This is a genomic window from Intrasporangium sp., from assembly GCF_030452765.1.
Lineage (GTDB): Bacteria > Actinomycetota > Actinomycetes > Actinomycetales > Dermatophilaceae > Intrasporangium_A.
On the sequence record NZ_JAKDLO010000108.1, the window covers coordinates 1 to 15,926 of the forward strand.

Here is a 15,926-nt window from a genome sequence, read left to right on the forward strand (position 1 = left end):
CTGCACTCTCGATGACGACTGCTGCACTCTCGATGACGACTGCTGCACTCTCGATGACGACTGCTGCACTCTCGATGACGACTGCTGCACTCTCGATCGATCGGGGGTGTGCGTGGCGTGTTCTTGTCGCGTGGAGGCAGTAGCCTGCCGAGCAGCAGCACGCAGGAAGGCATGACGCAGGAAGGACATCATGTCAGGCGCAGCACCGACGCCCGAGGAGCGACTTGAGATCCTCGACGTCAATGCCGTCCGCCGCTGGGCGGTCCTCACCCGCTCGGTGCTCGCCGCTCGCCGCGCCGAGATCGACGCACTCAACGTCTTCCCGGTTCCCGACGGCGATACCGGGACGAACCTGTTCCTCACCTTCGACGGTGCGGTCGACCGGACCCTGACCGAGCCGGGCGACACGGGTGCCGGTGACCTGCTCGTGGTCTTCGCCAAGAACCTGCTCTGGTCGGCCCGTGGCAACTCCGGCGTCATACTCTCCCAGCTCGCCCGTGGCCTGGCCGAGCCGTGTCAGGGCGCCGAGGTCATCGACTCCGCCACCCTCGCGCAGGGCCTCGTCGCCGGCGACCGTCGTGCGTGGGAGGCGGTGACCGACCCACGTGAGGGCACCATCCTGTCGGTGTCCCGCGCCGCCGCCCAGGCCGGTGTCCGACGGGTCGGGTCGGGTCTGCACGCTGTGACGCTCGCCGCCCTCGATGCGGCCCGCGCAGCCCTCGCTCGCACTCCCCAGCAGCTGGACGTGCTCGCTCGGGCGGGGGTCGTCGACGCCGGTGGGGCCGGCCTGGTCCTGCTGCTCGAGTCTCTCGAGGAGGTCTGCGCGGGCGACGAGAGCCGGCTGGCCCACAGCCTCGCCGAGAGCCGTCGACGCAGCCTCCGCCCGCCCGGGCCGAGCCAGACGTTACCGCGGCTCGAGCCGGTGCCGGAGGCACCCTCGCCACCCGAGTACGAGGTGATGTACCTGCTGGGCGACGCGACCGACGAGACGGCCGACGTGCTTCGCGCCCGGCTCGTCGAGCTCGGCGACTCGGTGCTCGTCGTCGGCGGCGAGGGGCACTGGACCGTTCACGCCCACATCGACGACGTCGGCGCGGCGATCGAGGCGGGCATCGAGGCGGGTCGACCCCGGCAGGTGCGCGTGGCCAGGCTCGTCGAGGACGCGCCGAGGCCGGTACGCCTGCCTCCCGTCGGCCCGACCCCACCGGGGACGGGAGTCGTCGCCTGTGCCTGCGGCGACGGGCTGGCGGACATCTTCCGTCAGGCCGGCGCGACGGCCCTCGCGACGGGGCCCAGGCAGCGGGCCACAACCGGCGAGCTCATCGCAGCGATCCGCGAGTGCCACAAGTCCGGTGCAGACGGCGTGATCGTCCTACCCAACGACGCAGACATCGAGCTTGCGGCGGCAGCCGCCGCGCGGGCGGTCGCCGACGAGGGGATCGAGGTCCTCGTGGTCCGCTCGCGCACGCCGGTCCAGGGTGTGGCGGCCATCGCCGTCTTCGAGCCCACCGCGTCGGCAAGCGCCAATGCCTTGGCGATGCAGTCGGCAGCCGCAGGCACCCGCCATGGGGCCGTGGCGATCGCCGACCGGTCGGCCCTGACCTCGGGCGGACGGTGCGAGCCGGGAGACGTCCTGGGCATCGTCGACGACGACATCGTCATCGTCGGCTCCGACGTCACGACGGTGGGTGCAGCGGTCGGGGCTCGCCTGCTCTCGAGCGGCGGTGAGCTGCTGACCGTGCTCGTCGGTCACGGCGTGACGCCCGAGCTCGGCGAGGCGGTCGCCGAGGCGGCCCGCCACGATCGTCGCGACGTCGAGTCGGCCGTGCTGCACGGGGGCCAGCAGGTGTATCCCCTCCTGCTCGGGGTCGAGTGACATGCCGGCGGTGACCGAGCAGACCCCCTTGGCCAGGCTCGTCCGCAAGGGTCAGGCGGCGCAGCTGGCTCGCACCAAGGGTCTGCACACGGTCGGTGACCTGCTCGACTACGCGCCCCGGCGCTACCTGTTGCCCGGCCAGCTGACCGACCTGTCCGAGCTGCGCCCTGACGATGAGGTGATGGTCGTGGCCGAGGTCGCCCGAGCCTCCGCGCGACCCATGCGTGGGCGCAAGGGCACGCTGCTGACCGTTGTCCTGTCCGACGGCCGGGGCCACGAGCTCGACCTGACCTTCTTCAGCTCCCACGGCCACGAGAACAAGCTGCGCCCGGGCGTCCGCGGCTTCTTCGCAGGGACGGTGGGCGAGTATCACCGGCGCCTGCAGCTGACTCATCCCGACTACGAGCTCTTCGGGGCCGACGACAACGCCGCACGGCTCGTCGAGTACTACCGGACCCACCAGATCCCGGTGTACTCCGCGACCGGCAAGATCTACTCGTTCACGATCCGTCGCATGGTCGAGCTCGCCCTCGACTCTGTCGCGCGCATCTGCGACCCGGTCCCGCGGCACGTGCGCGAGGCCCGCCGGCTGATGACCCGGGCGGAGGCACTCGAGCTGGTCCATCGGCCCCGCATCGAGGACCAGCCCTGGCGTGGTCTTGCCCGCCTCAAGTACGACGAGGCCCTCACGCTCGAGGCGATCCTCGCCCAGCGCCGTCACGAGGCGAAGTCCGTTCCGGCGACCCCGCGGGTGCCGCGCCCGGGCGGCCTGCTCGCCGCCTTCGACGCCCGCCTGCCGTTCGCGCTCACCGACGGCCAGCAGGAGATCGGAAAGGTGCTGGCCGAGGAGCTTGCCAGCGACCGGCCGATGAACCGCCTCCTGCAAGGTGAGGTCGGCTCCGGCAAGACCGTCGTAGCCCTGCGCGCGATGCTCGCCGCGGTGGACGCCGGCGGGCAGGCCGCGCTGCTGGCACCGACCGAGGTCCTCGCCGCTCAGCACGTCCGCTCGATCAGGGCGATGCTCGGCGACCTCGCAGAGGGCGGGATGCTGGGTGGCAGCGAGATCGGGACGAAGCTCGCCCTCCTCACCGGCAGCCAGACAGCGTCCGCCCGCAAGCAGGCCCTGCTCGACGCCGCCTCCGGTGCGGCCGGGATCGTCGTCGGCACCCATGCGCTCATCCAGAAGCACGTCCAGTTCGCCGATCTGGCGCTCGTCGTCGTCGACGAGCAGCACCGGTTCGGGGTTCAGCAGCGTGATGCCCTCCGCGAGAAGGCGAGCCGGCCTCCCCACGTGCTCGTCATGACCGCGACCCCGATCCCGCGGACCGTCGCGATGACGGTCTTCGGCGACATGGAGACCTCGACGCTGCGCGAGCTGCCCGCGGGGCGTGCGCCGATCTCGACCTACGTGGTCGACGTCGAGAAGCCCGGCTGGGTCGATCGGACCTGGCAGCGGGTCGCCGAGGAGGTCGCCCAGGGTCACCAGGCGTATGTCGTCTGCCCGCGGATCGGGGAGCCCGACCCCGACCTCACGGCCAACCGCGACTCGACCGACGAGGATGCCGCCGACTGGGATGTCGCGCCGGACGCGGGAGAGCCGCGAGAGCTGACCGGTGTCTACACGATGTACGAGCAGCTTCGGGCAGACCCAGCCTTGGCCGGTGTCCGCATCGCGGTGCTCCACGGCAGGCTCGACACCGAGACGAAGGACGAGACGATGCGGGCCTTCACGGCCGGCGAGGTCGACGTCCTCGTTGCGACGACCGTCATCGAGGTCGGTGTCGACGTGCCGAACGCGTCGGTCATGGTCGTCGTCGACGCCGACCGGTTCGGCATCTCGCAGCTGCACCAGCTGCGTGGCCGGATCGGCCGCGGCAGCGCTCCGAGCCTGTGCCTGCTCATGGCTGTGGCGCCGGGATCCGCCGCCGCCGAGCGACTCGGCGCGGTGGCCGGCACGGTCGACGGCTTCGAGCTGGCGCGTCTCGATCTCGCCTTCCGGCGTGAGGGCGACGTGCTGGGCGCCCGGCAGAGCGGCCGCGGCGGCTCGGTGCGTCACCTTCGCCTGGGGCGCGGCGAGGACGAGCAGATCATCGCCGACGCACGCGAGGATGCCTTCGCCATCGTCGCAGCCGACCCGACCCTCGCCGGGCACCCGGACCTCGCCGCCGCCGTCGCGACCCGCCTCGACGAGGACCAGGCTGCTTTCCTCGAGCGCGGCTGAGCGGATGACGAGGATCAACCGATGACGAGGATCATCAGCGGCCGTGCCGGGGGGCGGACGCTCCGAACCCCCGAGGGGGTGGCCACGCGACCGACATCGGACCGCGTCCGCGAGGCGCTCTTCAGCCGGCTCGAGCACCGCCACCTGCTCACCGGGGCGCACGTCCTCGACCTCTACGCAGGCTCGGGCGCCCTGGGGCTGGAGGCCGTGAGCCGGGGAGCCGAGCTCGTCCTGCTCGTCGAGTCGAACCGCAAGGCGGCCTCGGTGATCCGCGCCAACGTCAGGAGCGTCGGCCTGCCGGGTGCGCGCGTCCTCGCCGACACGGTCCAGCGCGTGCTCGCGGCAGGCCCGCCCAGCGGCATACCGATGGATCTCGTGCTCATCGATCCCCCCTACGACGTGCGTGAGGAGGTGCTGACCGAAGTCCTCAGTGCGCTCGTCGAGCACGAGTGGCTGGCTCGCGAGGCTTTCGTGGTCGTCGAACGGTCGACGCGTTCTCCACAGCCGGCCTGGCCGAAGGGCCTCGAGCTGTCGGGCGAGAAGCGCTACGGCGAGACTGCGGTGTGGTTCGCCGAGCCACCCCTCGACGACGGCGTCGCGTAGGTTGGTGTCGTGACGACCTCCGTGCGCCGCTGTGTCTGCCCAGGCTCCTACGACCCTGTCACGAACGGCCACATCGACATCATCGCTCGCGCGTCGCGGCTCTTCGACGAGGTCGTCGTCGCGATCCTGCACAACCCGGGCAAGCGGGGTACCTTCACGATCGACGAGCGCATCGCATTGCTCACCGGCTCGATCGGCGACCTCGACAACGTCCGTATCGAGGCGTTCGCCGACATGCTCGTCGTCGACGTCTGCCGGAAGACGGGCGCCGCCTCGATGGTCAAGGGCCTGCGCGGAGGCACGGACTTCGCGTACGAGCTGCCGATGGCCAACATGAACCATCACCTCACCGGGGTCGAGACCCTCTTCCTCGTCGCGGCGCCCGAGTGGCAGCACGTCTCGAGCTCGCTCATCAAGGAGGTCGTGCACTACGGGGGGGACGTCACAGGTCTGGTGCCCGAGCCGGTGTGCCAGGCCCTGCTCGAGCGGGTGGGCCCGGCTCACTGACTCGCGACCGGCGCCGCAGAGCCAGATTTGGGTGCGACCCGGCGCTCCGGTAACCTTGTGCGTCGGTCCACGTCTGTCGTGACGAGGGCCGGACTCGTCAACCATCGTCTGGAGCCATGGACCGTCTCGACCCGCGCTCACCCCTGGTCATCAGCACCAGAGAGCTGACGCGGCGACCCGGGACGATGCAGGAGCTCCACCGGACGGTGGAGCTGCCCGAGGACCTCGGAACCGACATCATCGCGATCAAGGCCGGCTCGCCGGTGGGCATCGAGGTGCGGCTCGAGTCCGTCGTCGAGGGTGTGCTCGTCACGGGTTCGGTCAGCGGGACGGCGACCGGTGCCTGCGTGCGGTGCCTGGACCCCGTCGACCTGTTGGTCGAGGGGCCTTTCCAGGAGCTGTTCGCCTACACCGATCGGGCGGCGCACCACCATGAGGTGGGCGACGACCCTGACCAGGACGAGGTGCACGAGCTGGTGGGCGACCTGATCGACCTCGAGCCCGTCATCCGGGACGCGGTCGTCCCGGTGCTGCCCTTCCAACCGGTGTGCCGCGAGGACTGTCCGGGCCTGTGTCCCCAGTGCGGCCTCCCCCTCGCGGGCCAGCCGGAGCACCATCATCAAGAGATCGACCCACGGTGGTCGGCCCTCAGCGGACTGCTGGCGGCCGACCCACAAGAGAAGAGGAACTGACGTGGCTGTCCCGAAGCGGAAGATGTCGCGGTCCAACACCCGTTCGCGCCGAGCGAACTGGAAGGCTGCGCCGACGACCCTCACCACGTGCCCGCGCTGCTCCGCCCCGCGGCAGCCGCACGTCGCCTGCCCCAGTTGCGGCACCTACAACGGCCGCCATTACGCCGAGGCCGAGCGCACCGAGCACCAGGCCTGAGCCTGCCGTGGCTGACACCGACATCGAGGGTGTCACGGCGCTACCGCAGCGGCCCGTCGAGGTCCTGGTCACCCACCTGACCGAGGTGGTTGGTCAGGAGATCGACGAGCCGCTGCTGCTGCGTGCCCTGACCCACCGGTCCTTCGCCTACGAGCACGGCGACCTGCCGAACAACGAGCGGCTCGAGTTCCTCGGCGACTCGGTCCTCGGGCTCGTCGTCACCGAGACACTCTTCCTCGGGCATCCCGAGCTGCCCGAGGGCCAGCTGGCCAAGCTGCGCGCTGCGGTCGTCAACATGAGGGCGCTCGCCGACGTCGCGCGGACCTTCGAGCTCGGCGAGTTCGTCATGCTCGGCAAGGGCGAGGAGGCGACCGGAGGCCGCGACAAGGCCTCGATCCTCGCCGACACGATGGAGGCGCTGATCGGCACCGTCTTCCTCTCGGCGGGCATGACGGGCGCGGCTGCCTTCGTCCACCACCACTTCGACGGGCTCATCGCCGGCGCCGCGCTGCTCGGCGCGGGCCTCGACTGGAAGACCTCGCTGCAGGAGAAGGCGGCCCGGGCCGGGCTCGGATCGCCCGACTACGCACTCGACGAGACCGGCCCCGATCACGAGAAGCACTTCCACGCCAGGGTCGTCGTCGGCGAGACCATCCTTGGCGAGGGAGAGGGGCGCAGCAAGAAGGAAGCCGAGCAGCGGGCTGCCCAACAGGCCTGGCATCACCTCGACGACAGCTCGCCGGCCGTGTCCTGAGCTACACATGCCCGAGCTGCCCGAGGTCGAGGTGGTCCGCCGCGGCCTCGCCGACCACGTGGCCGGCCGTCGCATCGCGCGCGCAACGATCACCGGGGCCCGGGTCGCGCGCCGCCATGAGCCCGGCCCGGTCGACCTTGCCGCCCGCCTGCTCGGTAGCACCGTGACTGCAGCGCGGCGCCGCGGCAAGTACCTGTGGCTCGAGCTCGATCGGGCGGATGCGCTGGTCATCCACCTGGGTATGAGCGGACAGCTGCTCGTCGAACCCGCCGACGCCCCCCTCGAGAAGCACTGTCACGCGCGCTTCGAGTTCGCCGACGGCGACCCACAGCTGCGCTTCGTCGACCAGCGCACGTTCGGCGGGCTAGCCCTGTCACCGGTCGGTCCCGACGGAATCCCGGTGGTCGTGGCGCACATCGCGCCCGACCCGTTCGAGCCGGCCTTCGACCAGCGCGCGGTCGTGCTCGCGATGAAGCGGCGCGACAGCGCCGTCAAACGGGCCCTGCTCGACCAGTCCCTGGTCTCGGGGATCGGCAACATCTACGCGGACGAAGCGCTCTGGCGCGCGCAGGTCCACGGGGAGCGGCTCTGCTCGAGCCTGACCAAACCGGCCCTGAGCCGCATCCTCGAGCAAGCCCGTCAGGTGATGACCGAAGCGCTCGGACACGGTGGGACGAGCTTCGACGCCCTCTATGTCAACGTCAACGGCGCGAGCGGATTTTTCGATCGGTCCCTGCACGTCTACGGACGGGAGGGCACGCCGTGCGACCGATGCGGCGCCCCGATCCGCCGGGAGCAGTTCATGAACCGCTCGTCGTACTCGTGCCCGCGCTGCCAGCCGCGGCCTCGTCGTCACGGGGGGTGAGCCTCATGGCGGCGTCAGCAGCCGCTTGAGCGGCACGCTGGCGTCCGCGGCGGCATCGGGGTCGATCGTCATCCCCTTGTCCAGGCCGCGCTTGACGGCGATGTGGTCCTGCCTCGTCCCGACGCACTCGGCCGCCACGAGCAGACCTGCCCGGTAGTGCAGCAGGGTGAACTGCTCGGTCGCGGGGTCGCCGCGCACCACGGTGCGGTCGATGTCGGCGTAGAGGCCGCTGATCTGCAGCCGCAGCTCGCCCTGGTCGGACCAGAACCATGGGACGCTCGTGTATGCCGCTGGGGTGCCCGCCAGCGTCGAGGCCGCGGTCCGGGCGTGGTCCGACGCATGCTGGGCGCTCTCGAGACGCAGCCGACCGGGTGCGCCGCGCGTGTAGGGGTTGGGCAGGCTCGTGCAGTCGCCCACGGCGACCGTCACTCCGTCGGATGCGCGGGCGTGCTCGTCCACGACGATCCCGCCGGCGATGTCGAGCCCGAGCTGCTCCGCGAGCTCGGTGCGAGCCGACGCGCCGACGGCGACCAGGACGGCGGCCGCCTCGACGACCCTGCCGTCACCGAGCTCGACACCGCCTATCCCGTCCCCGTCGGGAACGATCCGGGTGGCCGTCGACCCGAGGAGCACCTCGCTCCCGCGACGGCGGTGTGCCCCGAGGTAGAAGTCGGACAGCTCGGGCGACACGACCCGGCCGAGCAGCCGGTCGGTCGCCTCCACGACGGTGACCTCGACGCCCTTGGCGCGGGCGTCCGCGGCGACCTCGAGCCCGATGAAGCCGCCGCCGATGACGACGAGCCGGGCCGAGTCCCGGGCCAGGCGGTCGAGGGCTGCCGCGAGACGGTCCGCGTCCGCGAGTGCGCGCAGGTCGAGCACGGTCTCCAGGTCCGCACCGGGCACCTCGAGGCGCCGGTTGACCGAGCCGGTCGCGAGGGCCAGACGCGTGAACTCGAGGACCCGCCCGGACGCCGTCGTGGCCCGCCCTCCCGCGATGTCTCGCTCGATGACCGTCACCGGGTCGCCCAGGACCAGCTCGATGTCACGCTGCGCGAACCACGGCTCCGGGTGGAAGACGATGTCGGAGACCCGTTGCGACCCGGCGAGGTAGCCCTTCGACAGAGTCGGCCGGTCGTAGGGCGGCACCGGCTCCTCCCCGACGAGGACAAGGCGCTCGGTGTCGCCGAGGTCGCGCAGCGCCGTGACCGTCTCGAGGCCCGCCTGACCGGCCCCGACGACGAGGGTGGCGCGCTGGGCAGACATGGCTCGATCGTATGCCGCTGACCGCCTGAGTCCCTCGGGTGGTGATCGGGCCGCCGGATGTGACGGGCAGTAGGACACAACAAGTCGGCCCAGAAGCGACAATCTGTGCTCAGCCGGCGCATGCCCCACGGACTTGTTGTGTCCTTCCGAACGCATGACGGTGAACAAGCTGAGGGCGGCACTCTGTTGGCCCGCGCCCAACGCTGGGAGGCTGACTGGATGAGCGTCCAACCTGCGGTCCGGCGCGAGGTGTCGCCGCTCGAGCTGTTCTACGACCTCGTCTTCGTCTTCGCGGTCTCGCAGCTGTCACACCACCTGCTCGAGCACCTGTCGTGGCGGGGCGCCGCGGAGACCGCGGTCATGCTCGTCGCCGTCTTCGGTGTGTGGGCAGCGACCAGCTTCGACGTGACCGCGCTCGACGTCGCCCGGTCGCGCACCAAGGTCGTCCTCGTCGTCCTCATGCTGCTCGGCCTGTTCATGAATGCGGGGATCACCGACGCGTTCGGCCACACGGGATGGACCTTCGTGGTCCCGCTGCTGGTCGTCCTGCTGGGCCACAACGTCGTGATGGCCCTGCTGGCTCCGACGCCCGTCCTTCGAGCCCACTATGCCCGGGCGCTCGTCTGGGCCGTGGCCACTGCTCCGCTCTGGCTGCTCGGGGCGGCCGCGGCGCCGGCCTCGAGGCCGGCCTGGTGGGCGGCGGCCGCGCTCGTCGAGCTGCTCGGGTTCTGGCTCGCGCACCCGCTGCCGGGCAGGCGGCTGCAGAGCGAGCACCTCGACATCGACGCCGAGCACATGCTCGAGCGGCTGCGTCTCTTCCTCATCATCCTGTTCGGCGAGACGGTCCTGACGATCGGACGGGTCATCTCGGAGACGCCGATCACCGTCGCGTCGGCGATCGCATCGGTCGGGGTGCTCGTTGCCCTGATCTGTCTGTGGGGGTCCTACTTCGGCGGCGCCGAGAATATCGTCGCCACCCACCTCGGCAGCACGACGGACCCGATCCGCTCGATCCGGCTCGGTGCGAACGTCACGTATGGCGTGCTCGCCGGCCTCGTCGCCGTGGCCGTCGGCAGCGATCTCGCCATCGCCGACCCACTCGGACCCGGGTCCGTGCCGCTCGCGCTGCTCCTCTGCGGCGGCATCGTCGTCTACCTCGCCTCACACGCGTGGTTCTTCGGCGTCGTGATCCGCGGCGCGTGGCTCGAACGTGTCGGGGCCGCGGCCGCTGTCACCGTCGTCGGGGTGGCCGCGGTGTGGCTCCCTCCCCTGGTCACGGTCCTCGTGCTCGACGCAGTCCTCGTCGTCACCGTGCTCCTGCTGCTGCGGGTCCAGCGGATGGCGGGGGCCTCGGCCACTCCGGGAGGAAGCGCGTCGCTCGAAGCGGGGTGAGCGGCATACGCTCCAGGGGTGACTGACCACCACACGGCTACCGAACCCACCGTGCTGGCTCTGCCTGACCGCTCCGGGTGGCTCGGCTGGCTGGCCGAGCGTGGGGAGGCGCAGCTCGTCGAGACCAGCCGGCTCGTCGACGACCTCAAGGCGGAGCCACCCGCGGACGCGAGGGCGGTGCTGCGGATCTGGAACGAGGCGCAGACGGCGCTGGGCAACGCCGCGTCCATGGCGTCGCTCATCTCCGAGGTGCACCCCGAACCGGAGGTCCGCGAGCGTGCCGAGAAGCTCGTACAGGACGCCCAGAAGCTCGACACCGACCTCGGCCTCGACACGCAGCTGTATGCCGTCCTCGCCGACCTCGACGCGAGCGGCCTCGACCCCGACGCCACCCGGGTCCTCGAGCGCACGCTGCGCGACTTCCGCAGGTCCGGGGTCGACCGGGACGAAGCCACCAGGGCCCGACTGCGCGAGCTGTCCGAGCAGGCGATCCTGCTCAGCCAGGAGTTCAGCAAGAACATCCGCGAGGACGTCCGCAGCATCCGGGTGCGCCCCGAGCAGCTGGTCGGCATGCCACAGGACTGGATCGAGGCACATCCGGTGGGCGACGACGGGCTGGTGACGGTGACAACCGACTACCCCGACGTCATCCCGTTCCGCACCTTCGCCCACGACGCGGCGGCCCGGCGCGAGCTCGTCACACGGTTCCTCACGATCGCCTGGCCGGCGAACGACGCGGTGCTCCAGCAGCTCTTCGCGGTGCGGCGCGAGCACGCCGCGCTGCTCGGCTACGCAACGTGGGCGGACTACGACGCCGAGGTCAAGATGATCAGGACCGGCGGCGCGATCGAGCAGTTCATCGACCGGATCACCGCCCTGTCGGGGGAGCGGGCCGAGCGGGACAAGGCGGTGCTGCTCGAGCGGCTACGGCAGGACCGTCCGGACGCGACGGACATCGACACGGCCGATGTGACGTACTACGCCGAGCTCGTGCGCAAGGAACAGCACGCGGTCGACGCGCAGCTCGTGCGGACGTACTTCCCCTTCGAGGCAGTCCGGCAGGGGCTGCTCGACGTCACCGGCCGGCTCTTCGGGCTCGAGTGGCAGGCGGTTGCCCGGGCGGAGGCGCGGACCTGGCACGAGGACGTCGCGACCTACGACGTCACCAGGGACGGTGAGCGGATCGGCCGGATCCACCTCGACCTGCACCCGCGGGACGGCAAGTACAAACACGCCGCCCAGTTCGACCTCGTCCGCGGGGTACGGGGGGTGCAGCTGCCGGAAGGGGTGCTCGTCTGCAACTTCGCCCGGGGCCTGATGGAGCACGACGAGGTCGTCACGCTCTTCCACGAGTTCGGGCACCTCGTCCACCATGTCCTCGGCGGTGAGCAGGAGTGGGTCCGCTTCTCCGGGGTGGCGACCGAGTGGGACTTCGTCGAGGCTCCGAGCCAGATGCTCGAGGAGTGGGCCTGGGATGCCGCCGTGCTCGCGGCCTTCGCCCATGACGCGGCGGGCGAGACCATCCCCGCCGATCTCGTCGCGGCCATGCGTGAGGCGCAGGACTTCGGCAAGGGCTACGACGCCCGGACCCAGATGTTCTACGCCGCGCTGTCCTACGACGTCCACATCCACCAGACGCCCAACCTCACCGCCCGCCTGCGCGAGCTCATGGCGCGCTACTCGGTCTTCCCCTACATCGAGGACACCCACATGCAGTGCGCCTTCGGGCACCTCGACGGGTACGGCTCGGCGTACTACACGTACATGTGGTCGCTCGTCATCGCCAAGGACCTCTTCTCGGCGTTCGACCGCACGGACCTGTTCGATCCGGAGGTGGCGCGGCGGTATCGCGACAGGGTGCTCGCCCAGGGTGGCCGTCGCGACGCCGCCGACCTCGTGGCCGACTTCTTGGGGCGGCCGTACACATTCGACGCGTATGCCGCCTGGCTCGCCGAGTGAGCACGCGTCGGATGACAAGCGCCGCATTGACCCACCTGCGTCGCCTGGAGGCGACGCAGGTGCGTCAAGGCGACGCTGATGCGTCAAGGCGACGCAGATGCGGATCCGAGTCCTTGCTGTGCAGTCACGGCATCGGGAGGTCCTTGAGGGCGACCTTGGTACCCGTGTGCTGCTCCGAGAGGTCGGCGAAGGCCTGGCGGACCACCTTTGCGAACAGGTGGGAGCCCTTGAGGCTCGGGTGGATCCGGTCGGACTGCAACTGCTCCGGGTGGTTGCGCACGGCGCCGGCCCAGTCGGCGACGACGACGTTGTCGTGCTCCGTGTCGAGCGCGGCCAGCTTGGCGTTGTCGTCGGCGATCCGGCTGAACGGACCCATGAAGTTGACCAGCACGATCATCCGCCTGGGCCCGAGCGCCGAGATGACTGCCTCGGCGTCATCGACCTGCACGCCCGCGTTGGTGCCGAAGGCGAGCACGACGGCGCGTCGGTTGTCCGAGCCCCGCGCCTTGACGGCGGCAAGGCCGTCGGACCAGCGCCGGTTGGACTTCGCGTCCATCCGGATGCCCGGGAAGTAGTAGTCCAGGGCGTGCACGCTGCCGACCATCATCGAGTCGCCGTAGCCGTCGATCTCGCGACCAGCCGGCATCGCCCACATGCCGGCTGCCGCCCCCGGTGGGGTCCCTGCCTTCGAGCCCACGCTCGCGGGGCCGGTGTTGCTCGCGCCGGGGTCGGACGCGCTCGTGCCCACGACGGCGGTGCGAGACGGCGCAGGTGGCGGGCTGTCTCCCGCGGCCAGGGCCGCGTTTGCCTCGAGCATCCGGGCCGTCTCGGACTGGGCGGGAGCCGTGATGACGACGAGCGCCATCACCAGCCCGGTCACCGTCGCGGTCGCGACGACGGCCCGGCGGGCCCCGACGGACCAGCTCACGGTCCGGTCGACCACGAGGCGCCCGACGCCCGCGAAACCGAGCCGCCGGAAGGGCGTCTCGACGAACCGGTGCGTCAGGTCGGCGAGCGCGACCGTGACGAGCACGCACCACGCCCGGGTCAGCAGATGCTCGGATGTCCCCGGGACGCTCGGGAGGTCTCCGGCGACCAGGAGGATGACGGGCCAGTGCCAGAGGTAGATCGCATAGGACCTGACCCCGATCCACGTCAGGACCCGGTGGTCTGCGAGCCGCTGCCACCAGGCCACCCGCGACCCGGTGCGGTCGAGCAGCCCCGCGACGAGGACCGCGGTCGCGACCGATGCCAGGGCGATCCCGCCCCGGAAGGTCGCGACGCGCTCCTCGTCGAGCACGAACAGGAGGGTGACCAGAGCGACCGCGGCGACCGGTACCGCGAAGGGCGATGCAGCACCCCAGGCGGAGGGCCGCACCCGCAGTGCGAGCGCGGGACTGGTCCAGGCGAAGGCGAGGGACGCTCCGAGCATGAGGCCCATGACGTGCGTGTCGGTGCCGTAGTAGACGCGGGTGCCGTCACCGCCTGGCGTGAACAGCAGGGCCATCGCCGCCGTCGAGACGGCGGCGATGGCCAACGCAGTCATGGCCCGCATCTGCGGGCGAGCGAGCCGCACGAGCAGCAGCGTCACCAGCGGCCACACGAGGTAGAACTGCTCCTCGACCGCGAGCGACCAGAAGTTCATGAACAGCTGGGGAGCAGTGGCGTCGAAGTAGCTCGACCCGGCCGAGATCTCGACCCAGTTCGTCGAGAAGGTGACGGCACCGAACACCTGGCGACCGGCCTGGACGAGCAGGTCGGAGGAGACGACCCGGGCGATGAGCACGCTGACCGCCACTGTCAGCACGAGCGCAGGCACCAGCCGCCTGGCCCGCCGGAGCCAGAACGAGCCGAAGGCGATCCGCCCGGTCGACTGTCGCTCGCGCACCAGCAGCGTGGTGATCAGGAAGCCCGACACGACGAAGAAGACGTCGACCCCCAGGAACCCGCCGGGCAGCCAGGAGGCGTTCAGGTGATAGGCGAGCACGGCGAGGATCGCGACTGCACGCAGCCCGTCGAGCCCCGGGATCCGCCGGGACCGGCCTCGGTCGGCAGCACCGCGCGCCGACCCCGACGGCGGCGTCGTGGCCTCGACCGGGCGACCCGTACTGCCCACGCGGACTCCGGTCGACGTCGTCACGTCGCTCCCTTCGGTGGTCCTGGCCGGTGGTGCCGGTGATGCTGTCAGCGAGCATAGGGACGCGTGGGGACATCCAGGTGGAGCCACGCGGGTCCGACCTGCGGGGGCGCCCTATTGTCGGTGCCATGGTGCGGGCCACGATCTTCGTCCGGGGCCAGGTGCAGGGGGTCGGTTTCCGCTGGTGGACCCGGGCGCAGGCTCTCGAGCTCGGCCTCGCCGGACATGCGCGCAACCTCACCGACGGTCGCGTAGAGGTCGTCGCCCAAGGGGACCGCGCCGCCGTCGAGCGGCTCGAGGCACTCCTGGCCGAGCAGCCGACGACCACCGGACGACCCGGCCGGGTCCAAGCGGTGACGACCCGGTGGAGCGGTCCGAGGGACGGAATCGCGGGCTTCGTCGAGCGGTGAACCACCTACCCTGACCCCGTGACGCAACCCGAGGTCCCCGCCGAGCTGGCCGACCTGCGCCGCAGCATCGACAACATCGACGCGGCCATCGTCCACATGCTCGCCGAGCGGTTCCGCTGCACCCAGCAGGTCGGCGTCCTCAAGGCCCGGGAGAACCTGCCGCCGGCCGACCCGGCGCGGGAGGAACGCCAGATCGACCGGCTCCGGGCGCTCGCTCACGACGCCGGCCTCGACCCGGTGTTCGCCGAGAAGTTCCTGGGCTTCGTGATCGCCGAGGTGATCCACCATCACGAGCGGATCGCGTCGGCCATGCCAGAGGCCCCCGCCGATCCTGACGGGAGCTGAGCGGTCGGCCCCCGGCAGGAAGGTGCCCTGCGGAGACGCGGCGAGCTGAACGGCATACGAGCGGGTGCCCAGCGCCTCAGCCCACGATCTCGGTCCCGCCCGCCGGGGTCGTGAGCCGGGCGCGCAACCCGGTGTCCCCGTGCCGGACCCGCCAGGGCGCCTCGACCCCCGCCAGCCGCCGCTGCAGCGCGGCGGCCTCGGGCGTGCTGAGCACGAGCTCGGCGAGGCGGATCCCGCGGTCGGGCAGGCTCGCCGCGGGCAGCGGCGAGTGCCACTCGATGAGTGAGGGCGCGGCGCCACCGAGCGGCAGCGACCCGTCGTCCGGCACCGTCAACGCCCACCGGCTCGCCCCGCGGGACAGCTCTCGCACGTCGGCCACGCCCGCCAGCGACCCGACCCGCACGACCCAGTGGACGAGGGCGGGCCTGCCCGCGAGCCGCGCCCGCATCGCCGGGGTGTCGAGCTCGAACCAGCGGGGTCGCGCAGGTGTCGTGGCGGCCTCGGGCGCGATGAGCTCGAGGTACGCGCTCGGCCCCAGCGACAGCAGCAGGTTGTGCGTGCCGTAGTCGGTATGCCGCCCACCGGGCTCGAGCGGGCAGCCGAGCTTCCGCTCCAGCCAGACCCGGCCCGCCTCGAGGTCGGCCGCCGCGACGACGAGATGGTCGAGCGTGGGACGGGACGACATGCACCGGGAGCCTACGCGCCG

At 71.3% G+C, this 15,926-nt stretch carries 15 protein-coding genes; 12 read left to right on the forward strand and 3 right to left on the reverse strand.

Annotated elements, in window-relative coordinates; genetic code table 11:
• Positions 1–190: 190 nt before the first annotated feature.
• The 8 genes from L0H79_RS13910 to mutM all read left to right on the forward strand — a co-directional run bounded on the left by L0H79_RS13910 (position 191) and on the right by mutM (position 7,714).
• Entirely contained in the window at positions 191–1,876 is a 1,686-nt protein-coding gene (locus tag L0H79_RS13910; protein WP_301485223.1) for a DAK2 domain-containing protein, read from the forward strand.
• A gap of 1 nt (position 1,877) precedes the next feature.
• Positions 1,878–4,097, forward strand: a complete 2,220-nt coding sequence (locus L0H79_RS13915; protein ID WP_301485224.1) for an ATP-dependent DNA helicase RecG — start codon at positions 1,878–1,880, stop codon at positions 4,095–4,097.
• Positions 4,098–4,118: 21 nt separating this feature from the next.
• The gene (gene rsmD, locus L0H79_RS13920) at positions 4,119–4,700 is read left to right on the forward strand and encodes a 16S rRNA (guanine(966)-N(2))-methyltransferase RsmD (RefSeq protein ID WP_301485225.1); all 582 of its coding nucleotides are present in this window, start codon (positions 4,119–4,121) and stop codon (positions 4,698–4,700) included.
• 9 nt (positions 4,701–4,709) lie between these two features.
• The gene (gene coaD / locus L0H79_RS13925) at positions 4,710–5,207 is read left to right on the forward strand and encodes a pantetheine-phosphate adenylyltransferase (protein ID WP_301485226.1); all 498 of its coding nucleotides are present in this window, start codon (positions 4,710–4,712) and stop codon (positions 5,205–5,207) included.
• Positions 5,208–5,323: 116 nt separating this feature from the next.
• Positions 5,324–5,899 (forward strand): DUF177 domain-containing protein, encoded by a 576-nt coding sequence (locus L0H79_RS13930; RefSeq protein WP_301485227.1) that lies wholly within the window; start codon positions 5,324–5,326, stop codon positions 5,897–5,899.
• A gap of 1 nt (position 5,900) precedes the next feature.
• Positions 5,901–6,095: a 50S ribosomal protein L32 gene (gene rpmF / locus L0H79_RS13935; protein ID WP_301485228.1), complete on the forward strand. Its 195-nt coding sequence runs from the start codon at positions 5,901–5,903 to the stop codon at positions 6,093–6,095.
• A 7-nt stretch (positions 6,096–6,102) separates the two neighbouring features.
• Positions 6,103–6,849, forward strand: coding sequence for a ribonuclease III (rnc, locus tag L0H79_RS13940; RefSeq protein ID WP_301485229.1), 747 nt, complete (start codon positions 6,103–6,105; stop codon positions 6,847–6,849).
• A 7-nt stretch (positions 6,850–6,856) separates the two neighbouring features.
• A complete protein-coding gene (mutM, locus tag L0H79_RS13945) occupies positions 6,857–7,714 on the forward strand; it encodes a bifunctional DNA-formamidopyrimidine glycosylase/DNA-(apurinic or apyrimidinic site) lyase (RefSeq protein ID WP_301485230.1) in 858 nt (285 codons plus the stop codon).
• A gap of 3 nt (positions 7,715–7,717) precedes the next feature.
• Here the strand turns inward: mutM and L0H79_RS13950 are convergent, their stop codons facing one another.
• On the reverse strand, positions 7,718–8,977 hold the full coding sequence (locus L0H79_RS13950) for an NAD(P)/FAD-dependent oxidoreductase (protein ID WP_301485231.1): 1,260 nt from the start codon (positions 8,975–8,977) through the stop codon (positions 7,718–7,720).
• 219 nt (positions 8,978–9,196) lie between these two features.
• Here L0H79_RS13950 and L0H79_RS13955 point away from each other — a divergent pair, with 219 nt between their 5' ends.
• Complete coding sequence (locus tag L0H79_RS13955) at positions 9,197–10,369, forward strand: low temperature requirement protein A (RefSeq protein WP_301485232.1); 1,173 nt, start codon at positions 9,197–9,199, stop codon at positions 10,367–10,369.
• An 18-nt stretch (positions 10,370–10,387) separates the two neighbouring features.
• Positions 10,388–12,328 (forward strand): M3 family metallopeptidase, encoded by a 1,941-nt coding sequence (locus L0H79_RS13960; protein WP_301485233.1) that lies wholly within the window; start codon positions 10,388–10,390, stop codon positions 12,326–12,328.
• A gap of 124 nt (positions 12,329–12,452) precedes the next feature.
• Here the strand turns inward: L0H79_RS13960 and L0H79_RS13965 are convergent, their stop codons facing one another.
• Positions 12,453–14,468 carry an acyltransferase family protein gene (locus L0H79_RS13965; protein ID WP_301485234.1) on the reverse strand — a complete coding sequence of 672 codons (2,016 nt, stop codon included), beginning with the start codon at positions 14,466–14,468 and terminating at the stop codon, positions 12,453–12,455.
• A 125-nt stretch (positions 14,469–14,593) separates the two neighbouring features.
• On the opposite strand from L0H79_RS13965, the gene L0H79_RS13970 reads away from it, so the two are divergent.
• Both L0H79_RS13970 and L0H79_RS13975 read left to right on the forward strand, forming a co-directional pair.
• On the forward strand, positions 14,594–14,875 hold the full coding sequence (locus tag L0H79_RS13970; protein WP_301485235.1) for an acylphosphatase: 282 nt from the start codon (positions 14,594–14,596) through the stop codon (positions 14,873–14,875).
• 18 nt (positions 14,876–14,893) lie between these two features.
• Positions 14,894–15,220: a chorismate mutase gene (locus L0H79_RS13975; RefSeq protein WP_301485236.1), complete on the forward strand. Its 327-nt coding sequence runs from the start codon at positions 14,894–14,896 to the stop codon at positions 15,218–15,220.
• A 76-nt stretch (positions 15,221–15,296) separates the two neighbouring features.
• On the opposite strand, the gene L0H79_RS13980 is transcribed toward L0H79_RS13975, so the two are convergent.
• Positions 15,297–15,926: VOC family protein (locus tag L0H79_RS13980; RefSeq protein ID WP_301485237.1), on the reverse strand; the 630-nt coding region annotated here is incomplete at its 5' end.